Origin of the sequence: Labilibaculum euxinicum, from assembly GCF_009795715.1 — a bacterium.
In the GTDB taxonomy this organism is placed as follows: Bacteria; Bacteroidota; Bacteroidia; order Bacteroidales; family Marinifilaceae; genus Labilibaculum; species Labilibaculum euxinus.
On record NZ_WTCR01000013.1, the window covers coordinates 117997 to 142069 of the forward strand.

The window sequence follows — 24073 nt, forward strand, 5'->3', positions numbered from 1 at the left end:
TCATCAAATTAAATAAACGAGGCCTAATTTACAAAATATTTATAAGGTAAAAGTTGTTCCTATGGTGAAAAATCCTGCATTTCCCCAACCCAATTCTGCAAAAATGCCAAATTGATTTGAAAAATGGTAACGGGTACCCAGCAAAACACCTAGATCGAAAAGCAACTCGTTATTCCTGTTGGTTCTAACAGTAGGAACATTTCCTCCATCCAATCTGGAAATTGTAGATTTTCGATTCTCCAGAGAAAGCCCTGTTTTTACACTGGCATACATTTCAATCCCATTGTCAGGTGCAATATTCATTTCGGAAAGCCAGCCATTTAATTCATAAGTTAATACCGTTCCAAATCGATAGTAGTTATATTTCACCTCATCAAAACCCAAATTGAACTCATGCTTCTGCCCGGCATAGCCAACATAAGCTCCAATACTTAAATCAGGCTTCCAGTTTTTCTCCAACTGAATAATAAAAGAAGGAGAATTGGTTTCATTGGTGCCCATAAAGTTGTGATCAAACTTCCCATATTTCCCTAAAGGGATTCCAATATTAAGTCTTACATCATTTTTCTGAGCCAATATGGTAGTTGGCAATACAAGCACCACAATCAATAGTGCTAACTGACTTTTAATTTTTCTAATCATGTTATAATAATCTTCAATAAAGGATTTACAAAACTGATAACGCATACAATTATATTTTAGTACGCTCAACCGCAAAAGTAAATCTTATTACTTTTTTTTGGAATTCTTTTGCAATGATTTAATCATTTCCGCCTGACTGGATTTTGTAAGAGAAGAGATACTGACTGATGGGTATTTTGCTAATCCTCTTTCTGTTTGCTGATACAAAGTAACTTCAGGCCGTAAGCCAAACAGTTTTCTTTTTAAATCGAAATGAGACAATTGACTTTTGGGAATTTCAATAGATTTGAACTTCTGGTGAAAAGGGTGCAGCGGATAATATCTCAAAATTATTTTCTCTTCTGATTCCTGATAGATTATATAATTCAAATTGAGCGATAAACTAAGTGCGATGCAGGCAAAAACGAAACCACTGATTGCTCCAAAAATTGGATAAATCGGCTTTGCCTTTAAATAGATTAAAATAATGCTTACCGCCAGATATAAAAATATAAACACGTAGTAAAAAAGCTTAATCCAAGCTGCGCGATTTTGATTATTTATAGTCATTTTGATTCTAAAATTGAATTTAATCAAAGGTAAAAACTAAAGTGGAGTTCAACAATGAAAATCGAAGGATCTGAAAAATAGTTTCTCATTTCAAATCATAAATGCAGTTTTTGCTAATATATAATGAATATTTACTCAGACTTTTTTATTTTTACCCGGAATTATCCCACACTATATCAAGTTAGTAATTGTAGAATAATTAAGTGAGGAGGGGGTGAATGTTCCACTTCTTCTGCTTTTTCGCGTCTTACAGACAGAAAAAACAGAATGAAATTGGATGTTTTCGTACTCCTGGTTTGGAAAAAGAAAATAAAATGGAAGTAAGACTTCAGGAAGCAAAAGATTCGATAAGAGACGTAATTGACTTTCCTAAAACGGGAATCGTATTTAAGGATATCACAACAATGTTGAAAGATGATAAACATCTGGCAACTTTAGTTGACACTCTTTACAATCAATATAAAGACAAAGGAATAACAAAGGTGGTTGGTTTAGAAAGCCGTGGTTTTATTTTAGGAACCGTTTTAGCCTATCGTTTAGGTGCTGGTTTTGTTCCGGTAAGAAAACCTGGTAAATTACCATCGCCAACTTTCTCTGAGAAATATTCTTTGGAATACGGAGAAGATGAAATTTTTATCCATCAGGATGCTTTAAATTCTGACGATGTAGTTTTGCTGCACGATGATTTATTGGCAACGGGTGGTACAGCAAAAGCTTCTATCGATTTATTGAGTCGATTTAATTTGAAAAATGTTTTCGTGAACTTTTTGATAGAACTTGACTTTTTGAAAGGCCGTGATAAATTGGCTACTCAATATGAAGTTGATTCTGTATTCCACTTTTAAATAAAGCATAAAATTATCATTCAGGTCATCTTAACCCAAATGGTTTTGATGACCTGATTTGCGCTATCCCGGTATTTTTCACAGACAAAACTGAGTTCGATGCAATATTCCATTTCGAAAAAAAATAATTTACTGGAAGGAAGAATTGTTCTTCCCGCCTCTAAAAGCATATCAAACAGAGTTCAAATTATTAATGCGTTGAGCTACAATTTTGAGCCGATTAAAAACCTTTCGGATTGTGATGATTCAAAAGCAATGCAGAGCATTCTAAATTCCAACACCAATAGTTTTGATGTTGGACATGCAGGAACTACCATGCGTTTTTTAACTGCATACCTCTCTAAAATTGTTGGCGAATGGACCTTAACCGGTTCGCACAGAATGAAGGAAAGACCCATTGGCGTTTTGGTTGATGCTCTAAACTCAATAGGCGCTCAAATTACCTATTTGGAAAAAGAAGGTTATCCTCCGCTTAAAATTTTTGGATCGAACCTTACCGGTGAAGTAGTAGAACTAAAAGGAAATACCAGCTCTCAATATATTACTGCATTGCTTTTAATTGCACCAACTCTTGAAAAAGGGTTACGAATTAAACTAAGCGGAAAAATTGTATCGCGTTCCTATATAGAAATGACTCTGAATATTATGGAGGAGTTTGGCATTAAATCGGAATTTAAAGGACAAGAAATTTTTGTGCCAAATCAGGCTTATCAACGAATTCCTTATATCGTTGAAGGCGATTGGTCGGGCGCATCGTATTGGTTTGCTTTTATGGCTTTGGCCGATGAAGGAAAATTATATTTAGATGGTTTAAGAAGACACAGTTTTCAGGGTGATTCAGGATTGGTTCCGGTTTTTGAGAAACTAGGCGTTAAAGCTCAATTCTCGAAACGGGGAATGTTCATTGAAAAGATGGCAGCCAATTGTACAAAGCTAAAGTTCGATTTTAATCAGATGCCCGATTTGGCTCAAACATTTGCCGTTTGTGCCTGTTTAAAAAACATTCCTTTCCACTTTACCGGCTTAGAGACTTTGAAGATTAAAGAAACAGATCGCATTTATGCACTAATCACAGAATTGGGGAAATTAGGTTACGTTCTTACTGAACCGGCCGAAGGCGAATTGGCCTGGAATGGTGAACGAAAAACAGAAGAAGAGAATATTGTGATCGAAACTTACCACGATCATCGGATGGCCATGGCATTTGCTCCCATCGCGTTAGTACGACCAAATATAATAATCGATTCGCCTGGTGTGGTGAAAAAATCGTACCCTAATTTTTGGGAACAGCTAAAAGAATTGGGTTTCGAAGTGAAGGAATAAATCCTATATGATATCAGAAACAACCCCGTTAGAACTAAGTCTAACGGGGTTGTTTTATAAACTACAGTCATTTAATTTATTTGATCTAAAATAAGCTTGGCGCTCTCAATTTCAGTTTGGGCACCAATTATTAACCACACTGAGAATGACACTTAAAGTGAACCCCTCAATATTTTGATAATCTGAACCACCTTGTTCTCTATAGTTAACTTATACTGATGATCTTAAACTATTGTAAGCACAAGTTGATTATATACTAGTGGCAAAGCATAAGTTTGATGTACATCAAAAATAAGTTTCATATACATGAAAATACAACTTGATGTACATCAAAATATATTTTAACCATGATAAAAAATTTAAAAGATAATGAAGACGATACCAAAAGGTACTTAGCGGATGATTTACAGATAAGGATGTAACATTATTTCGAGTTAGAGCGTCAAATAAAAACCAAACTGAAAAAAACATGACAAAAAAGATTTTATCTGCTCTACTCCTGGTTTGCTCTCTGTATTTGCATGCAAGCGCTCAAAAAGATTCTATAACTATTTCGGGAATTGTAACTGATTTTGAAGGCAATGCCAAAGACAGTGCTTTTGTTGAAATAAAAGGTAGAAACTTTGGAAAAGAATCAATGTATGAAACCTATTCCGACAGCGATGGAAGATATTCCCTGAAAGTGAAAAAGGGAAAATACCTTGCATTGGCATCGATGAAACTATGTGAGTATCCAAAATCAAATTCTCAATTATCACATGAGGATATGCGGCTTGAATTTTGGGCATGGAATGTTATTGCTGAAGATGATATGGTATTGAATATTCATTACCACCGCCTTGAGATTTATGGTGTTACCGTTTTTAAAATAGAAGGAGCAAGCCCGGGATATACGATATATTGCAGACCCATGAGTTTATCCAAGTATTATTCGAATCCAGATAAGCCTATTGATGATACAGATCTTTGCACTGATCCTGATTTGCTTGATGTAAAGGTTACCATAAATGGAGTGCCGGTAAAAATTAACATGAAACAGAAAGTGAAAGAGTATGTTTCAAATGGAATATGCAATGGCTATTTATTACATGTTGATGCTCCAAAAGAATTGAGTAAAAAAGGATGTGATATTTTCCGGATAGAAATGACCGATTTGGAAAATGGAGATAAAGGTGAAGCGGTTTATTTTAAAGAAAAAGACGGGTACCAATAGTTCTTTATGCTAATATGTAATCGGAAATTCTTAGTGGAGATTTATTTCAGATTAACACCAAAAATCCACATGTAATCAAGTAATCCCCTGACATGAACGGCTTGCGTATAGTTAGAGCATGACAGGCGTGGAAGCTTAAGCAGAACACAAAAGGAACTTGGTGCTCTCACTTACAGTGAGGGTACCAATTATAAACATATTGAGAGCCTCACTTAAAGTGAGACCCTCAAAATTCATCTGAATCAAATCGTACCCAGATAAGTGATTTTAAATCACCTACATCCAAGAAAATCCCTTTAACAGGAGGATCACGAATCCTCAATTCGAAACCTGTAGATTACAAATCTACAGGAGCTGCTTTTACCCAAATAGTGTGGTACATTGCACCTTGATGTGCTACGAGTAGTGCCAATTACTAAACACATTGAGAGCCTCACTTACAGTGAGCCCCTCAAAATTCAGTTAAAATCAAAGCATAAATACTCCAAAGAGCATCTTTACGAAGTGGCATGCGTGAAGGATTGAAGAGAAAACCCCGCAGGTGGTGCTGCATTTGTGCGTTGGCGCGAGGAGTTGAAACGGAAAGCCTGACCCGAAGAATGAGGGACACGCCCTAAAATAATTAACAATGAGTAATGCGCAATTAAAGGTAAAATTGGCATTTTGAAATATGAATCAAGTAATCCCCTGATATGAACGACTTACTTATAGTCAGAGCATGACCAAAATAGAAAATAAAAAAGGAGAAACTCCCCAATGTTTCTCCCTTACTTACAATAAATATATCTGATCTAAAATTATTGTCTGATTGCTGTCTCCAACCCAATTTTTATCATGGTATGAAGAGTTGTTTGGCGCTCTTCGGCACTAGTTTCTTCGCCGGTTAGGATATGATCGCTAACGGTAAGAATTGCCAAAGCTTTCGCCTTATTTCGGGCTGCGATTGTGTACAAAGCTGTTGCTTCCATTTCTACCGCTAAAACGCCGTAATCTGCCCAAATTTTAAATGGTTCAGGATTATTTTCTAAATCGTGATAAAAAATATCGGACGTTAATGTACTGCCCACTTTAATATTTACTCCTTGTTCGGTGGCCGCTTTATGGGCATCGCTCAACAAACCAAAATCGGCACATGGAGAATAATCCATGCCTTTAAATAAATTCTTATTGATGGCTGAATCGGTACAGGATGTCATCGCCAAAATTACGTCGCGCACGTGCACATCTTCGTTAAATGATCCACAGGTTCCGATACGAATCAGGTTTTTCACACCATATTGCGTTATCAGCTCATGAGAATAAATTGAAATTGACGGTACGCCCATTCCCGTTCCCTGCACAGAAATGCGTTTGCCTTTATAAGTTCCTGTGAAACCGAGCATGTTTCTTACTTTATTGTAACAAACCACATCTTCCAGAAAATTATCGGCTATGTATTTTGCCCGTAAAGGATCTCCAGGTAAAAGGATAGTTTCAGCAATATCGCCCATTTTGGCTTCATTGTGTGCACTCATGATATATTGATTTATAGATTTACAAATAAAGATAATGGATTTCCGGCAAGGATCACAGGAACCAAACACAGAAACAGCATTATATACTATTCAGTTTCGAAAAAAATATGGATTATAAATTGGTTGGATGGCAGTTTGGCAAGCAATCGTGCTAAAATGTAGAATTATCCCAATCAATACTTTATGAATCACTTTTCACTTACCGTTGGCGAAATTAATAATTTTATCTGATAAAGAAACTACCGAGGGGTAAATTTTAACAAAAAACAAAGAAACAGGCCTTTAAACAGATAGAATATCAGTCATTTAGCCATAATCCATTTTAACAATTTAAACGGATTATGTACTTTACACAAAAAAATATCAAAATTTATCTTACAAAGACATTCTTTTACGAGCGAAGAAATCGCGGATTAAAGCAGCACTTTCCTGTTCCATAATACCTGAAACGACTTCTGTTCTTGGGTGCAGAGGATTGGGCGAAAAGCGGGAATATCCACGTTTATCATCTGCTGCGCCGTAAACAATTTTCGAAATTTGCGACCATGCCAAAGCACCTGCACACATATTGCATGGTTCAAGCGTTACATATAAAGTACAATCAATTAAATACTTTCCACCCAAAAAATTGGCTGCTGCTGTTATGGCTTGCATTTCGGCATGAGCGGTCACATCATTCAACCGCTCTGTAAGATTGTGCGATCGCGCTATTATTCTATTGTTGCACACCACTATGGCGCCCACCGGAATTTCATCGGCCTCGAAAGCTTTGTGAGCTTCCTGCATTGCCTGCTTCATAAAATATTCATCGGAAAATGGGGATATGATTGACTCTTCGTTCATTGTAGTAAAAATATAAGATGTAAGATTTTTTGATCAAAAAAGAAAGCTTTATTCAGAACTACTGCAAATACTTCATATTGTAATTATCCTCCAAAACAGAGCTGCAAACTACTGCTTTCATACAATTTAAGACCTAATTTCATTTCTTATCGCTAAAATTTAACAATCTATTAATAAAAGCGTATTCAGTTTCGCAAATTGTTAGTAATTTCGCAAAGTTAACAAAACCAATAACAAAGAACGAGGTTAATAACAGAAAGCTGTTGGTGATTAGCCACTGCAATTGATATTAATAATTGTTCGACAGTAAATCAAAAGAAACAGACCTAAATAACAGAAATCAGCTAATGGCTAATAACTAATAGCTTGTTAAATCATTAAATGGTATAAGATGTACAGGACTCATACTTGTGGAGAATTAAGAATTCAGAATGTAAACGATACGGTAACACTTAGTGGTTGGGTGCAAAAAGCACGTAATCTGGGGGGAATGACCTTTGTTGATCTTCGTGATAGATATGGCATTACTCAATTTGTTTTCGATATGGAAAGCAATACTGAATTATGCGAAAAGGCAAGAAAATTAGGCCGCGAATTCGTTGTTTCAATTACCGGTAAGGTTGCTGAAAGACAAAGTAAAAACGACAAAATACCTACAGGAGCTGTTGAGATTATTGCTGATGATATAACTATTTTAAGCAAATCGGCAATTCCTCCTTTTACCATTGAAGACAATACCGATGGTGGTGATGAATTAAGAATGAAATATCGTTACCTCGATTTGCGTCGTTCTTGTGTTCGCGAGAATTTAATTTTGCGTCACAAAATGGGCATCGAAGTTCGTAACTATTTGGATCAGTTGAATTTTATTGAAACTGAAACTCCTGTATTGATAAAATCGACTCCGGAAGGTGCGCGTGACTTTATTGTTCCTTCGAGAATGAATCAGGGTGAGTTTTATGCTTTGCCACAGTCACCGCAGGTATTCAAACAATTGTTGATGATTTCCGGTTTCGACCGTTACTATCAGATTGTAAAGTGTTTCCGCGATGAAGATTTACGTGCCGACCGTCAGCCTGAATTTACGCAGATTGATTGCGAAATGGCCTTTGTTGAGCAAGATGACATTTTAGATACTTTTGAAGGATTGACCAAACATTTATTCAAGAAATTGAAAGATGTGGAGATGAACTTCAAATTCCCAAGATTGGATTACGCTGACGCCATGGAATTTTATGGTAACGATAAGCCTGATATCCGTTTCGACATGAAGTTTGTTGACTTAAGCGTAATTGCGAAAGGAAGTGACTTTAAAGTTTTTGATGAAGCAGAATATATCGGAGCAATTTGTGCTGCCGGATGTGCTACTTATACTCGTAAACAACTGGATGCGCTGACTGATTTTGTGAAAAAACCGCAAATTGGAGCCAAAGGATTGGTTTACCTGCGATACAATGAAGATGGTTCATATAAATCATCGGTTGATAAATTTTACGGAGAAGAGCAATTGCAGAAATGGGCGGAAGCTTGTAACGCAAAACCAGGCGATTTGATTTTGATTTTGGTGGGTGAAAAAGCCAAAACATTACCTCAACTAAGCGAACTGCGTTTGGAAATGGGTAATCAGTTAGGCTTGCGCGATAAGAATGTTTACGCTCCGCTTTGGGTTGTTGATTTCCCTCTTTTAGAGTGGGATGAAGATTCAGAACGTTTCCACGCCATGCACCATCCATTTACTTCGCCTAAGAAAGAAGATTTGCATATGCTGGAAACTGATCCTGGTAAAGTTCGTGCCAATGCTTACGATTTGGTAATTAATGGTGTTGAAATTGGCGGCGGTTCTATTCGTATTCACGATACAGAACTTCAGGCTCGAATGTTCAAGCATCTTGGTTTTACCGATGAAGAAGCACAAGCTCAGTTTGGTTTCTTAATGAATGCATTTAAATATGGTGCGCCACCACACGGCGGAATCGCTTTTGGATTTGACCGCTTGGCATCTATGTTTGCAGGTATCGAATCAATCAGAGACGTTATTGCATTCCCTAAAAACAATTCGGGTCGTGATGTAATGATTGATTCTCCATCGCCGATTGCCGAAGCACAAATGGTTGAATTGGGTCTTGACTACAGAAAGAAATTGAAGTAAGGATCTTGAAAATATTAGTACAGGCTCCGATCATATGATCGGAGCTTTTTTTGTGTCCTTTTTTTCTGATAATATGGTTTTAAGTCTGAAAACAATATAATGTCACATTTCTCTTTTCACCCCTAAATCCCCTAAAGGGGACTTGTTTACTACATCCAAACAATAGTTCCGCGATCTGTCTGATTAGGAAGAATACAACAATAAATCATTCCTATTACTTAAAGAGAAAAAAAAAATTAATTCACTAAATTCCACTGATATCCTCTCGTGATAAATCCCTTAATAAATAGCCTTTGCAGCTTAGTTATTCGTCACAAAACCTATTCGCCGATCACAAGCAATAGTCATTAGTCCCTAATCTTAGATATGAATCCCAAACATTTGAAAAGAACCTAATTGGGGATGTATACTTGTATCGAAAACAAAATGATTTTAATCACGATACAAATGAAAAAGTCGATTTACCTGACAGGATTTTTACTGCTAAGTTTATTTAGCCTAAGTGCTCAGACACTGATTAGTGGAAAAGTACTCGATGAAAACAAACAAGCTTTAATTGGTGCCAATGTTTATATAAAAGGAACAGTTGAAGGAGCCTCAACAGATACTGAAGGTTTCTTCCAATTTGAAAGCACATCGAATGGCGAACAAGTTTTAGTGGTGAGTTGTCTGGGATATCAAACACATGAAAAGAAGGATCTAATTAACAATTTAAAAGATCTGATTATTATCATGAAGCAGGAAGAACTTGGTTTGGATGAGATTGTAGTTACTGCAAGCACATTTAGTATTGGGAAAAGCCGTACGGTGAAAAAAATGAATGCTCTTGATGTGGTTTTGACAGGGAGTTCGAATGGTGACATTTACGGAGCCCTGCAAACTCTTCCGGGAACTCAAAAAGTAGGTGAAGATGGTAAACTTTATGTTCGCGGAGGAGAAACCCGGGAAAGTCAGACTTTTATTGATGGAATGCATGTTTTGTTTCCATATACCTCAACAGCGCAGAACACTCCTGTCCGGTCGAGATTTTCTCCCTTCCTGTTCAAAGGTATCAACTTATCGTTAGGAGGATATGACTCTGAATATGGTCAGGCTTTGTCATCCGTTTTGCCTATGGAAACAAAAGATGTAGCCTCAAGTACAAAATTTGGCGTAAATGCATCGCCATTGAGCATTGGTGGTGGTGGTACTTATGCCTGGAAAAAGGCATCTGTTTCGGCCAATGTGAATTACACCAACAAGGGTCTTTACAGCAAAGTATTTCCAGATGACTATCAATGGAAAAAGGATTACAGATCATTAGCCGGTGAAGTGCAGATCAGATCACAATTAGGAAGGAATTCTGTTCATAAATTGTATTTAGGAGTTGACAGAACAGCTTTTATTAGAACCATAACCGATGATTTGAACAATACTCCAACCCGAAATTTTGACTTAACCCGAGACAATTACTACATCAACTCCACTTTCGTAACCCGAACAAAGAACAATTATCATTTATTTTTTGGGACTGCTTACTCCTACGCATCAAACAAATATAAAAATACAAATTTGGTTGGTGATGCATTTACCGATCACGAAAGTGAACTTCATGCGAAAGCAAAAATTGAAAAAAGCATCTCTAAATTTTATAAATTACACGGAGGCTTAGAAGCTTATTTAAAAAACCACAGCCAAACTTATGAAGACAACTCGTCGGTCCTTTTGATGAATAATGATTTACAACGCAATTTATATGCAGGTTATATTGACAATCAGTTTAAATTGAAAAAATACTTGTACGCAAATGCTTCTGCAAGATTGGAGTATTCTGAACTGCTAAACAGTTGGAATTTAGCTCCCCGACTTTCATTGAACTACATAAATAATGGTTTTCAAGCATCTGCAATTGTTGGAAAATACTTTCAGGAACAGGAAGACGATGTGATGTTCTCAAATAATGATATTGGAAGACAAGAATCCTGCATGCATTATATTTTAAGCGGTTCATACGAGCTCGGGGGAACCGTTTTAAAAGTGGAATTGTACAAAAAAAATTACGAAGGATTGGGTTTGTTGCAAAATGATGCCTATTCCTCATCGGGATACGGCAACAGCAAAGGAATTGATGCGTATTTATCCAGCGAAAGCAGTTCTTTGCGAATGAAATACACTTTAGCCTACTCGTATAACGACTCAAAAAGATTATTTAAAGATTACACTATTGAATCGGCGCCTTTATTTTCAACAAAACACAACGCCAGTTTATCATTGAGGTATTCTATACCTGCTTTAAAAGCTTATGCCGGACTAACTTATTCCTATGCCAGCGGAAGACCTTACAACAACCCAAACAAATCAGGTTTTATCAATTCCAAAGCTCCTGAATACCATAGCCTGGATTGCAACATCACCTTTCTTTTAAGTAAAAATGTAATTCTATATTCCTCTGTCACGAATGTTTTAGGCAGGAAAAATGTATATGGATACACTTACTCGAACACAGCAAATGCAGAGGGGGTTTACAATCGCAAACCAATAGTCAATTCAAGAAAACAATTCTATTACGTGGGCATTTTTATATCGCTAAAAAGCGATTCAGCCTATGATGTATCAAGCTTTTAACAATCATATCAATAAAAAATCAACAAAATAAATTCTAATAATTTAATACTTAAGAATATGAAAAAATTATGCGTAGTACTCGTTTTTATGGTAATGTTATTAAATCAGGCATTGTGCAAAAACCAAACTGCAACCAATGAAAATACAAAATCTGAGTTTTACCAAATTCTGGGAAGCAGTCTTTCCAAATTAACTACGGCACAAAATGAAGCAGACCTTCTCTCTGTTGTGAATGAAATAAAAAGATTGGAAACTATATTTCCTGATGAATGGCTGACAACTTACTACATCGCCTTTCTCGATTTGAAAGCATCCTTCTCTGCACCAATCGAGAAACAAGAAGTACTGCTAAAAGAGGCTTTGCTTACAATTGAAAATTTAAAACAAAACAAATCGGCCAACTTATCGGAGGTTTACACCTTGGAAGGCTACTACTATCTGGCAATAATTGCTCAAAACCCGGCTCAAAACGGGCAAATTTATTACAAAGAAGTAATTTCGGCTTACAGCAAAGCAATTGCTTACAATGGAGAAAATCCACGACCCGTTCTATTATTGACTTTGTTCAAAAACAAAATGGCTCAATTTACGGGTACCGATCAATCTTCTTTTTGTGAGGATTTAAAAAAAATAGAATTGATGTTTTCAGCCTTTACGCCAAAAACCAAATTTGATCCTAATTGGGGAGAACAACAATTGAAAACGGCTCAGCAAAATTGTACAAGCCAGGAGTAATTTAAACTGATTCGTTCAAACTTAAAGATTGGATGATGGATTCATCATCCAAATCTCTAGTATATTATTTTCTGAAATTCAGGAACATATTTTCTCGAAACGGGTATTGTCTGCTCGTAATTTTTCAAGTGAATTTTATATCCATTCGAATTTCCTTTTGCAGTCTTTATTTGGTTTAAGTTGATTAAGAAAGAGCGATGGCATTGAAAAACAGCATCATTTTCCACCTGATCTACGATATTGGTTAGCGTATTGCGAATACTTGTTGTTTTTACCAGCCCATCAACTAAGTAATAGATGTGGACATGATTTTTAATTGCTTCCAAAAACAGGAAATTATTTATTTCGATTGTAAAATCCGGCTCGGTTTTGTTTGCATTCTCAAAAGTGATCGGGCTGTTGTGCTCCATTGTTTCACCACTCCGTCCTTCTTGAATAATCTGACTCAAATTATTTTTAAGTGTTTTGTTGTACCGAATTAAAACCATTCCGGTAATTGGAAAAATACCAATCGCACTTGTAAGTAATAATGTATACAAAAAAGACCAGGCATTTACCTGAAAACTATTAATAATCAATGATAAATAATACAAATTCGATAAGGAAATTAAAATCAGAAGGAAAAGAATATATCCTATTTCTTTAAGAACAGTCCATTTTTTATTGAAAAGTTGATGAAGCTGTTTTTTGACAAAGCTATTCATGAAAAGCAGACACAGAAAAGTGATCATGCCAAATCCCAACGAAGCGATCATTTTGTTATTTTCATAACTGTAAAATCCAAAAGGCTGAAAAATATACAGAATTGCGCTTACAGCTATTCCAATAAAAAAAAGATGCTTCAGATTTAATACCGAAAACGGGTACTTTCTATTAATGATTTTTATTTGGCTTAAGTTCATTATTTGGGCTCAATACGAATTTGTTATTGGACATAAATATAAGAAAATTTACACTCTGTTTTTTTGAGTTCAAATTAAAGATAGCCATTCTTAATTTCCGGAAAAAACCCATCTTCTTATCAACAAAAAAGCCCCGACAATATCGAGGCATTTTGTTTTGATCCTTTCAAGATCTATTCCTTTTTCTTCTTTCTCTTGATTTTTTTCACTTTTTTACCATTCTGATCATCAACCTCTACTTCTACGGTAACATCTACATCCTTATCCTTTTCAATCCACATTTTCTCATCACCAGAAGTTTTTATTTTGATGATTTTATGACCATCCTCTTCTGTTATTTCAACGTCATCAGAATCGTTGATAATAAAAACTTTCTCTCCTTTTTTACCATGAGATTCCATCATATGCATTTTATGATCTCCTCCTTCCAGCATTTCAATACAGATATCCTTTTTAATACAAGAATCACCGCCATGAAGAATTACATTTCCATCCTCATCAGAAATTCTGATTCTATTCATTATTCTCATCTCTTTACCATCGCAAGCTGAATCTGATGAAAAAACAAATGTCTTTAATATTTTCTTGTGTCTGCCATGGTTCTCACCCCCATCATCAGAGATCCAAACATGATGCTTTTTTATCAGAGAATCGGACAATCCCCTTAACTCCATCATTTCAAACATTTTTTCGTGACCATCAGCATCATAAAAGACAGTATCGATAACCGTTTCTTTCCCATCTTCAATAAGCTTAACCTTTACATGCGTTTCATGTTTTTCATCTTTTTTTTCTTTCTTCTGAGCCGAAGAGCTTTGAGCAGCAAAAACTGCAAAACAAACCAGCAATAAATAGATTGATAACCGTTTCATATGTTCATAATTTGTTTTTGATTTGTCATATGGAACTTACCATGCTGAGATTATCATCTCCCTGTGTGTCAAAATCTCTTTGGCATGGACGTTTCATAACTTATCTTTTAAATTGGATTAATAATTTCTACAATCAAAATTACGATACTACTTAAACAAAGGCAGTTAAGCTTTAGCTAAAAAGAGTTAAGGAAAGGTTAAAATGAGACGCAGATTATTTATGAAAGAAATGATAAACACAGATAATGAGAGACAAAAAAAGCTGTCCTAAGAGTAGAACAGCTTTTTAAAAATTTATTGATCAGAATTAATTCATCATTTCTAATTCATAACTCTTAATCATTTAGTCCAGTTTTAGTACAGCAAGGAAAGCTTTCTGAGGAACTTCCACATTACCAATCTGTTTCATCTTTTTCTTTCCCTTCTTTTGTTTCTCCAAAAGCTTACGCTTACGCGTGATATCACCACCATAACATTTTGCAGTAACATCTTTACGAACAGCTTTTACGGTTTCTCGGGAAATAATTTTGGCTCCGATGGCTCCCTGAATGGCAATATCGAATTGCTGACGGGGAATTAATTCCTTCAATTTCTCACACATGCGCCGGCCAAACGACTGGGCATTATCGAAGTGAATTAAAGTAGACAAAGCATCCACTCCTTCACCATTCAAAAGAATATCCAACTTCACCAATTTGGCTGGCCGGACACCAATTAAGAAATAATCGAAGGAAGCATATCCTTTCGAAATACTTTTTAGTTTGTCGTAAAAATCGAACACAATCTCTCCCAATGGCATTTCGTAGGTTAACTCTACTCTATCACTGGTTAAGTATTGCTGATTGGTCATTATTCCCCGTTTGCTCATGCAAAGATTCATAATAGACCCGGTATATTCCGACTTGGTAATAATTTGTGCTCTGATAAATGGCTCCTCGATAAAATCCAATGAATTGGGATCCGGCATATCCGACGGATTGTGCATTTCGAATTTATCGCCTTTCTTGGTGTGAGCAATGTACGAAACGTTGGGAACCGTAGTAATTACATTCATATCGAATTCACGATCCAAACGTTCCTGAATAATTTCCATGTGCAGCATGCCCAAAAATCCGCAACGGAAACCAAAACCAAGCGCCATTGATGATTCCGGCTCAAAAGTAAGAGAAGCATCATTCAACCTTAATTTTTCCATCGACGCACGCAAATCTTCATAATCCTCTGAATCGATAGGATATACCCCGGCAAACACCATTGGTTTTACTTCCGCAAAACCATCGATTCCCTCTTTACACGGATTTTCTTTGTGTGTAATGGTATCTCCAACTTTTACTTCGGTTGAAGTTTTAATACCCGAAATAATATACCCAACATCTCCTGTTTTAAGAGATGCTCTTGGCTCCTGTATTAACCTCAATACACCAATCTCATCCGCTTGGTATTCTTTTTTTGTATTTACAAACTTAACCGTGTCGCCTTTCTTTATTTCCCCGTTCATCACACGGATATAAGCAACAATTCCCCGAAACGAGTTGAATTCCGAATCGAAGATGAGAGCCTGTAAAGGAGCTTCTGTATCGCCGGTAGGTGCAGGAACACGTGAAACAATTGCCTCCAGTATTTCAGGTACTCCCTCGCCGGTTTTTCCACTTGCCGAAAGAATATCATCCACATCGCAGCCTAACAAATCCACAATCTGATCTTTTACATCTTCGGGATTTGCATTGGGTAAATCTATTTTATTTAAAACTGGTATGATCTCCAAGTCATTCTCAATGGCCAAATACAAATTGGAAATGGTTTGAGCCTGAATTCCCTGAGTTGCATCAACAATCAACAAGGCTCCTTCGCAGGCAGCTATCGATCGCGAAACTTCATAAGAAAAATCAACATGACCAGGAGTGTCTATTAAATTCAGTACATATTTCTCACCATTTAGCTCATAATCCATTTGTATGGCATGACTCTTAATGGTAATTCCACGTTCGCGTTCTAAATCCATATCATCCAATACCTGAGCTTGTTTCTCACGATCGGTAATGGTGTGGGTCACGTCCAGCAAGCGGTCGGCCAGGGTGCTTTTCCCATGGTCGATATGGGCTATGATACAAAAATTACGTATGTTCTTCATCTTATCAATAACAAATTAAGAATTAGTAATTACGAATTGTCAATTACAAATTACGAACGTTTTTTATCTATTCGTAGTTGGCAATTATTAAATCCCTAACTGAATCCGCAAAGATATTCAAATCCTTGGAATAATAAGAATTTGGTTTGACTGAATAATCATCAACAACTCAATCGATCTCTAACCATCCCACGTCAACCAAAACTTACTAAATATAGCCCTTTCATATACTTCCATTTTTAGATATTGTAAATAAGCAAAAAACATTTCGTTTCAGGTAGGGTATTTTTTTCATTTATCGGTTCACAAGTAAGCGAGCTCATAAAACTTAAATGTAAAATCATAAAAAAATTAGAATCATGAAAAAGTTTTCTTTTTTACTAGTAGTAAGTTTAGCAGTTATATTTTTCTCTTGTGATAAAAGTGATGATGTAATTGATGTATTGAACGAAGATCAGGTTGAACTGAACAACACGGTTAAAACAGTAGTTGCTTCTGAAGAATCAACCGAAGATGTTATGGTATCGGTTGATTATGAAACTGATTTATTTTCATTTGCTCAAGAATCATTTGACGAGGTTACTTCTTCTACAAAATGTGCCGCTGCTGACCGTTACTGTCAATTTTTTCAACTTTGGAATCGATACAAAACCGATCAATTGCCTGAGGTATCAATTGAATTTGGTGACGAAAATCGTTTCCCAATGACAATTACTATCAATTATGGTGATTCTACTGTTCTAAACAACGGTCGTGTTATTAGTGGCACCATTGCTATTGTGCTAACAGCAGCTCCTTTTACAGATGGCGCAGTTCGTGAAATTACTCTCGACTTAGTGATTGATGGCATTGCCATTGATGGATGGAAACGTATTGAATATACTGGAGAAAGAGGTGTCTCAAAAATGTTTGCTTATACTAGCGAATTAACATTCACCTTCCCTGATGAAACTACTCTTTTCCGTTCGGAAAATAGAACCAAAGAATGGGTATCAGGATTGGATACAAAATGGGATGTAAGCGACGATAGAATTGAAATCAGAGGTTCTGTTACTTGTGTAGATTCAGAGCAAAATGAATATTCAAAGACAATTGATGCTGAAAATCCGTTGGTAAGAATTGGAACCTGTCGTGTAATTGTAAGTGGATTGGTAATATTTACTCAAAACCAAATTGAATTTGCAAGACTTGATTATGGTGACGGAGAATGTGATAACATAGCAACTTACACATACATTAATGATGCCGGCGAAACAGTAACCGAAGAAATTGAGATTGGAATGCACCTAAGACTTAGGGACAAATAGTAGATTTGAATCAATAAAAACTGAAACTGGTGCAGAGTATTGCAATAATCCTCTGCACCAAATTCACCGAAAAAGTTTATTTTTACCTTAAACCAATCCTCTAGCCTTGACACAGGAAGAATTTAAACTCTTATTTGACAACCATTTCGATTCAATCCGGAACTACATTTACTACCGTTCCCGGGATGAAGAACTGGCCACTGATATTGCGCAAGATAGTTTCATGAAATTGTGGGAGAAAAATTTAGATTTCGATGAGAAACCTTTACGATCATTACTTTACAAAATTGCAGGCGATCTTTTTATCAGTAAATACAGAAGAGAAAAAGTAGCCCAAAAATACTTGGTAAAGTTAGAACCTGCTATTGACAATCACTCACCTGAAGACCAATTAGCGTATCAGGAACTTACAACAAAATATGAAACAGCACTGGATGAACTCTCAGAAAAACAACGAACTGTTTTTTTAATGAGCAGAATGGAAGGTTTAAAATATCAGGAAATTGCCGATCGATTAGAATTAAGCGTTAAAGCTGTTGAAAAAAGAATGTCATACGCACTTTCGTATTTAAGAAATGCATTAGGAAGATAAATGAAAAACGACAACCAACATAACGAACTCAAGCCGGATATGGATTTTATCAATTCACTTCCGAAAATCGAAGTCACCTATTCAAAATCCAAAGAGGATGTATGGAAAGAGCTTTCGAAAAAAACCTCTGCTTCAGTGGCACCTACTAAAGTGAAAAGGATGCAATGGGTGAAATATGCAGCCGCAGCCTGTATAGTAATACTAATCGGATTCACCGGTTTTATTAATCTTTACACAAAAACTATTCATTGTCCAAAAGGGGAACATTTAAGTGTAAACTTACCCGATCAGTCAATAGTCGATTTAAACGCTAACTCAAGCATATCCTACAAACCCTACTGGTGGAAATTTTCGAGAAAAGTGAAATTTGAAGGCGAAGCATTCTTTACAATTACAAAAGGAAGCAAATTCGAAATTGCCTCTAACTATGGGAAAACTTATATCTTAGGCACAAGTTTTAATATATATGCCCGGGGAAATCAATACAAAGTAACCTGTTACACCGGAAAAGTAAAAGTTGTTTCTACTCTTACATCCGACAAAATTCTTTTACTGCCAAACGACCACGCTTTCGTTACCAAGAATGGCAAAATAAAGCTTCAGAAATGTAAAAACACCGAGGATAAAATATCATGGCGCAACAATTTATTCCTATTTACTAAAACCCCATTGCAATTGGTTTTCGAAGAAATAGAATTACAGTATGATATTAAAATTGTAGAAAAGGGGAAATTTGATTTAATTTATACCGGGAAGTTTGGCAAAGAAAAATCTGTAGAAACGGTACTTCATACTGTATGTATGCCTCTTGGATTGAAATTTGTAAAAGGACCTAACAACAATTACATCATAACCTCTAATGCCCAATAAGTGAAACGAATCATCATCTTTCTATTATTAGGATTGGTTTTTTCAAATATTTCTGCTCAAAAAATTACAGTTACTGCCAACAAAAAAGCTTTGAGCGAAGTATTGATTGATCTAAGGGATCAATATGATTTTCAACTTTCTTTTAACAACGATTTACTTTCAGCTTATATCGTAAGTCTCGATAAATCTTTTTCTTCGAAAGATAAAACAATAGACTTTTTGCTGCGAAAGCTTCCTCTTAATTACCAAAAATCAAATGAGGTATACTTGATATTTCCGGAAGAGAGAATTGCTCAATATCGAATTTTCGGCCAAATTATGGACAAGGAAAGCCTGGAGCCCCTTCCTTTTTCTCATCTTACCATTAACAATTCGCCCATGGCTACCGATGAGCAGGGGAACTTTTCGTTTACTTCAGAAACAGACAGTACTTTTCGGATTTTAGCTTCCCATTTAGGATACTTTATTCACGATACACTTATAAACCAAGGAGCAAATCAAAATATTTTACTAACAGCTGCGAGCACCGACTTACCTGAAATAACCGTTACCGATAAAATTGTTCAAACATTCATTAAAATGGGCAATCAGGCAGGGAATCTAAAATTAAATCATAAAATTGCGGGTTTTTTACCTACCAACAACGACAATTCTGTATTTGAATTGCTTCGTTTACAGCCAGGAATTCTTGCCGCCGGCGAGCAAAAAAACGACCTGATTATATGGGGATCTTACGAAGGTGAAAGTCAGGTATTATTCGATAACATTACCCTTTGGGGATTAAAAAATGTTTATGAAGATATTGGTGCAGTGAATCCTTTGGTCGTAAAAAACATTGAAGTTTTAAAAGGTGGTTTTGATGCCCGTTACGGCGATCGGGTTGGCGGAATTGTACACATTACCGGCAAAAACGGCAGTCGACTTAAACCCACTTTAAATCTAACCTTAAATAATATCACGGCAAGTGGTTCCTACGAACAGCCTATTGGCAAACGATCCTCTCTACTGTTGGCTTTCCGGCAAACCTATTACAACCTTTTTAAAGATGAACAAATTAAGTATGCTTCATCAAACGCAAACCTTCAGGGACAAGGCTTAGGACAAGCTTTAGTTTCCTCTTTAGGTGATTTGGATGTTGCTCCGGATTATAAATTTCATGATTTCAATTTTAAATTTACAAGCAATTGGGAAAACGGAGATAATTTTTCGCTTAGTTTAATGTCTGGACAAGATCGCTACTCATACGATATTACAACAGAATCGTATACAAATGCAAAAAAGCACAAATACGAAGGCAATGATCAGTTTGGTGGTTCTATTAACTACGGAAAAGTATGGCGAAATGGGAACACCAGCTCGCTATCTGTTTCCCGGTCTGAGTTAGATACAAGAACCAGCGATGTGGTGTCCATTACCCGAATTCGTACCAACGAAGAGTTTTTCAGAAGAGATGATAAATCAAAAAACAACATATTAGAATACAGAGCAACACTTAAAAATTCATTTGTTTTTGCTGAAGATCAGAATTTCGAGACTGGAATTAATTACATCAACGATGAAGTTAATTTAAAGGAAGATTCTCTCGATATCAATATCCTGCACATAAAATCCAAAGCAGCCCGGATTGGCTGCTATTTTCAAAACAATCTGAATATTAGCAGCGGTGTTTCCATAAAAGCAGGGTTTCTGGCCAATTATCCAATCAATCTGAAAAAAGTTTATTGGGAGCCCCGAATCTCTCTTAGTCTAAAACTTTCCGAGAGAGTTGCGATCAATGGAGCCTGGGGTTTGTACAAACAATTCATTACAAAAAGTTCTGTCGTAAGTGAAACCGGAGATTTCCGTTACATTTGGGTCGGTGCGAATGAAAAAAACATTCCCGTGTTGGAATCAGTTCATCATGTTGCCGGAGGATCTTACAACAACAATGGATTTACATTTAGCGTTGAGGGATATTATAAAAAAACAGACGGACATACACGATATTACAAATACCGGCAAGAAGGCAATATATCTTTGGGTAAAAGCAAAAGCTACGGGTTGGATATTTTTGCCAAAAAGGATCTGGGCGATCATACCTTATGGATCTCTTACACCTTAAGCAAAACTCTCGAAAACTTCGATTATTTTAATACCAACGAATATCGCAGAGCACTGCATGATCAGCGCCATGAAATAAAAACAGCAGGCTTACTGGCTTTAAAACCATTTTACATTTCAGCTAATTATATTTACGGATCAGGCTTTCCTATTTATTCAAGCCGAAACAAAATTGTTGCAGAACCAGATTACACCAGACTTGATGCTGCTCTTATCTACAAGTTCTATCCTAAAAAGACAAAATGCGAACTTGGAGTTTTGTTCCATAATATTCTAGACCGCAACAATATCACCTACGAATCGTACGAGAAAATACCATTGGATCAGATCAATTCGATCAGTATCTATACAGAAACAGTACCTACTTCAATACGTCTGTATTTTAAAATCACAATTTAAATGGTAGTTGATTACTCAAAACACTCCATAAAAAAAACCGGACAAGAAGAATCTTGCCGGTTATCACAACTAATATTAAAACATAATCAAAAAGATGGTCTAAATAATAACAAGAAGAATCTAAGAGATCCGATTAAGCATGGAATGTTTCTCAAAAAAGTATAATCACACCTAACTTACTTTTAAACTACTAATTCTAACGGATTGGATCATTCGTAAATATTTACTAACAAGCCAAAAAGAAATCGTTCATTTCCTCACAGAACCATCACAACTTAGTATTCTTCATGTTTGGTTAATAGTTAGATCATTAATAACACAAGGGGGATAGTGTTACCAACTCTCTAAAAAATTGCAATTGAATTAACAACTACAAATGGTTTTCAAAGTACGTTGTCACCAGAAATTTCCTCAAAACTACTCTTTAAAGCAGCCATACGTTTCTGATGAATCGGAGCTTTCGTTGTATTTGTAACAACAGAATTTAGTTTGCCTGATAATTCATTTCTAAATGCCTCCAATTCTTCAACCGAAACCACTTCTTTAATGGATTCCACCAATTTGGTTAAATTCATTACACAAGCAAATTTATCAACAATCACATTCCCAATTTCAATAGCCTGATTTCGGCTGAGATCTTTGTTAATTTGATCGACTCCAATACATTCAAGAGCTTGATTTAATCCTATAACTGTTTCTAGTTTCTCGGATTTTGTTAATTTTGATAACAGATTTGTTGTATTCATGTTCCGTTTCAAGATTATTTAATTGAATCATTCTCTTGATTTGATGATTCAAATGTAGCTCATGAATTGAGATTACGAAAATCGTTTTTTAATACAAACTACGAAGTTCAAGCAAAATGAATATTGAAAATTACACTGTTTACCAAACAGTTAACTTACACATCTTTTACAATGCCTAAACAACAAATAGACCCTCTGTTTCAATTAATTAAATCGATTTCGAAATCGGAGAAACGAAATTTTAAGCTGTATGCCAATAGAATTAGCAGCGAAAAGGAGACCAAATTTTTACAACTTTTCGATGTTTTGGATAAAATGGATGACTACAATGAGAGCATTATTTTAAAAAAAGCAAAAGAAATAAAGCAATCTCAGCTTCCTAATCTAAAGGCACACTTGTACAAACAACTTCTTACCAGCCTCCGGTTAACGCAGATTAATCATGATATCAGTATCAGTATCCGTGAACAGATTGATCACGCAAAAGTTCTGTACAACAAAGGCCTGTATCAGCAAAGCTTACGAATACTTGATAAAACGAAAGCCCTGGCCCGAAAAAACAAGAAGAATATTTTGGTATTTGAAATTGTCCAATTCGAGAAATTATTAGAATCGCAATACGTTACTAAAAGTATTGAAAACAGAGCCGAAGAAATTACCCGGGAAGCAACAGAAATCAGTAAAATTATGGATGGAGTTGTATTCTTCTCAAACATGTCGATTCGACTTTATGGTTTATATCTTAAAGTTGGATATGTGCGAAACGAGAAAGATTTATTGATGGTGAAAGAATTTTTTAACGCCAACTTACATCCCTATGATATTCAATCCTTAAGTTTCTTTGAGAAATTGTATTTGTTCCAATCCTACGTTTGGTATTATTTAATTGTTCAGGATTTTTTAATGTGCTATAAGTATGCACAAAAGTGGGTTGATCTTTTTCAAACAAATCCGGAGATGATTCATATTCATACCGATTTGTATCTGAAAGGACTGAACAATGTTTTGGCAGCTCTCTTTTACACAAATCATGTAACTACGTTTAAAAAGAACCTGCGCTTATTACGAAAATTGGAGAATGAAGAACAATTCCAGCACAATTCAAATTTAAATATCCTTTTAAATATGTTCCTGTATGTACACCGTATAAACAGGCATTTTATGGATGGAACATTTAATAAGGGAATACATTTAATCCCAAAAATTGAACATTTTCTTGAAGAGAATAAATTTGGAATGGACAATCACCGCGCCCTGGTTTTCTACTATAAAATTGCATGTTTGTATTTCGGCAATGGACAATACAAAGAGGCAATTAAATATTTGAATCGAATTTCAGATGTAAAAGATACCACGCTTCGCGGCGATATTCATTGCTTTGGAAGAATATTAAATCTGATTAGCCACTACGAGTTGGAAAATACAGAACTCTTGGAATACCAAATACGGTCAACTTATCGTTTTCTGGCAAAAATGGACGATTTACAGGAAGTTCAAAAATACATCCTTCGTTTCCTTAGAAAACTAAGTTCGATAAGTCCGGACCAATTGAAAGATGAATTGAAAAAATCAAGAATTGATTTGCAAAAATGGGTTAATGATCCTTTCGAGAAAAGAGCATTTTTATATTTGGATTTCATGTCGTGGCTGGATTCAAAAATTGAGAACCGGCCTGTACAGGAAATAATTATGGAAAAAATAGAAAAAAACAAGAGATAATAGAAAAGGGGGATCGAA

The 24073-nt window shown here is 35.8% G+C and carries 19 protein-coding genes; 11 read left to right on the plus strand and 8 right to left on the minus strand.

Annotation, left to right across the window (positions count from 1 at the left end):
* Positions 1-39 precede the first annotated feature (39 nt).
* Positions 40-687 (minus strand): outer membrane beta-barrel protein, encoded by a 648-nt coding sequence (locus GQR60_RS16360; RefSeq protein WP_124993967.1) that lies wholly within the window; start codon positions 685-687, stop codon positions 40-42.
* A gap of 42 nt (positions 688-729) precedes the next feature.
* The gene (locus GQR60_RS16365; RefSeq protein WP_124993968.1) at positions 730-1191 is read right to left on the minus strand and encodes a hypothetical protein; all 462 of its coding nucleotides are present in this window, start codon (positions 1189-1191) and stop codon (positions 730-732) included.
* A gap of 314 nt (positions 1192-1505) precedes the next feature.
* Between GQR60_RS16365 and GQR60_RS16370 the strand changes: the two genes are divergently transcribed.
* The 3 genes from GQR60_RS16370 (at position 1506) to GQR60_RS16380 (ending at position 4572) form a co-directional block, all read left to right on the plus strand.
* Complete coding sequence (locus GQR60_RS16370; RefSeq protein WP_124993969.1) at positions 1506-2036, plus strand: adenine phosphoribosyltransferase; 531 nt, start codon at positions 1506-1508, stop codon at positions 2034-2036.
* A gap of 99 nt (positions 2037-2135) precedes the next feature.
* Positions 2136-3359: a 3-phosphoshikimate 1-carboxyvinyltransferase gene (gene aroA, locus GQR60_RS16375; protein WP_124993970.1), complete on the plus strand. Its 1224-nt coding sequence runs from the start codon at positions 2136-2138 to the stop codon at positions 3357-3359.
* A gap of 469 nt (positions 3360-3828) precedes the next feature.
* On the plus strand, positions 3829-4572 hold the full coding sequence (locus GQR60_RS16380) for a carboxypeptidase-like regulatory domain-containing protein (protein WP_124993971.1): 744 nt from the start codon (positions 3829-3831) through the stop codon (positions 4570-4572).
* A gap of 797 nt (positions 4573-5369) precedes the next feature.
* On the opposite strand, the gene deoD is transcribed toward GQR60_RS16380, so the two are convergent.
* Both deoD and GQR60_RS16390 read right to left on the minus strand, forming a co-directional pair.
* Positions 5370-6086: a purine-nucleoside phosphorylase gene (gene deoD / locus GQR60_RS16385; RefSeq protein ID WP_101309457.1), complete on the minus strand. Its 717-nt coding sequence runs from the start codon at positions 6084-6086 to the stop codon at positions 5370-5372.
* 375 nt (positions 6087-6461) lie between these two features.
* On the minus strand, positions 6462-6929 hold the full coding sequence (locus tag GQR60_RS16390; RefSeq protein ID WP_124993972.1) for a nucleoside deaminase: 468 nt from the start codon (positions 6927-6929) through the stop codon (positions 6462-6464).
* Positions 6930-7320: 391 nt separating this feature from the next.
* Between GQR60_RS16390 and aspS the strand changes: the two genes are divergently transcribed.
* The 3 genes from aspS to GQR60_RS16405 all read left to right on the plus strand — a co-directional run bounded on the left by aspS (position 7321) and on the right by GQR60_RS16405 (position 12417).
* Positions 7321-9078, plus strand: a complete 1758-nt coding sequence (aspS, locus tag GQR60_RS16395) for an aspartate--tRNA ligase (RefSeq protein WP_124993973.1) — start codon at positions 7321-7323, stop codon at positions 9076-9078.
* A 447-nt stretch (positions 9079-9525) separates the two neighbouring features.
* Positions 9526-11682 (plus strand): TonB-dependent receptor, encoded by a 2157-nt coding sequence (locus GQR60_RS16400; protein ID WP_160463504.1) that lies wholly within the window; start codon positions 9526-9528, stop codon positions 11680-11682.
* A 57-nt stretch (positions 11683-11739) separates the two neighbouring features.
* Positions 11740-12417, plus strand: coding sequence for a hypothetical protein (locus tag GQR60_RS16405; protein ID WP_124993975.1), 678 nt, complete (start codon positions 11740-11742; stop codon positions 12415-12417).
* A gap of 56 nt (positions 12418-12473) precedes the next feature.
* On the opposite strand, the gene GQR60_RS16410 is transcribed toward GQR60_RS16405, so the two are convergent.
* The 3 genes from GQR60_RS16410 to lepA all read right to left on the minus strand — a co-directional run bounded on the left by GQR60_RS16410 (position 12474) and on the right by lepA (position 16322).
* Positions 12474-13319 carry a LytR/AlgR family response regulator transcription factor gene (locus GQR60_RS16410; RefSeq protein ID WP_124993976.1) on the minus strand — a complete coding sequence of 282 codons (846 nt, stop codon included), beginning with the start codon at positions 13317-13319 and terminating at the stop codon, positions 12474-12476.
* A 173-nt stretch (positions 13320-13492) separates the two neighbouring features.
* Entirely contained in the window at positions 13493-14191 is a 699-nt protein-coding gene (locus tag GQR60_RS16415; protein ID WP_124993977.1) for a hypothetical protein, read from the minus strand.
* Positions 14192-14534: 343 nt separating this feature from the next.
* Positions 14535-16322 (minus strand): translation elongation factor 4, encoded by a 1788-nt coding sequence (lepA, locus tag GQR60_RS16420; RefSeq protein ID WP_124993978.1) that lies wholly within the window; start codon positions 16320-16322, stop codon positions 14535-14537.
* A gap of 359 nt (positions 16323-16681) precedes the next feature.
* Here lepA and GQR60_RS16425 point away from each other — a divergent pair, with 359 nt between their 5' ends.
* The 4 genes from GQR60_RS16425 to GQR60_RS16440 all read left to right on the plus strand — a co-directional run bounded on the left by GQR60_RS16425 (position 16682) and on the right by GQR60_RS16440 (position 21590).
* The gene (locus GQR60_RS16425) at positions 16682-17629 is read left to right on the plus strand and encodes a hypothetical protein (protein WP_124993979.1); all 948 of its coding nucleotides are present in this window, start codon (positions 16682-16684) and stop codon (positions 17627-17629) included.
* A 106-nt stretch (positions 17630-17735) separates the two neighbouring features.
* Positions 17736-18221 carry an RNA polymerase sigma factor gene (locus GQR60_RS16430; RefSeq protein ID WP_124993980.1) on the plus strand — a complete coding sequence of 162 codons (486 nt, stop codon included), beginning with the start codon at positions 17736-17738 and terminating at the stop codon, positions 18219-18221.
* Positions 18222-19091, plus strand: coding sequence for a FecR family protein (locus GQR60_RS16435; RefSeq protein ID WP_124993981.1), 870 nt, complete (start codon positions 18222-18224; stop codon positions 19089-19091).
* Positions 19092-21590: a TonB-dependent receptor gene (locus GQR60_RS16440; RefSeq protein WP_124993982.1), complete on the plus strand. Its 2499-nt coding sequence runs from the start codon at positions 19092-19094 to the stop codon at positions 21588-21590. It begins immediately after the preceding gene.
* 383 nt (positions 21591-21973) lie between these two features.
* On the opposite strand, the gene GQR60_RS16445 is transcribed toward GQR60_RS16440, so the two are convergent.
* Entirely contained in the window at positions 21974-22336 is a 363-nt protein-coding gene (locus tag GQR60_RS16445) for a hypothetical protein (protein ID WP_124993983.1), read from the minus strand.
* Between the two features lie 171 nt (positions 22337-22507).
* Here GQR60_RS16445 and GQR60_RS16450 point away from each other — a divergent pair, with 171 nt between their 5' ends.
* Positions 22508-24055: a hypothetical protein gene (locus tag GQR60_RS16450; RefSeq protein WP_124993984.1), complete on the plus strand. Its 1548-nt coding sequence runs from the start codon at positions 22508-22510 to the stop codon at positions 24053-24055.
* Positions 24056-24073: the final 18 nt, after the last annotated feature.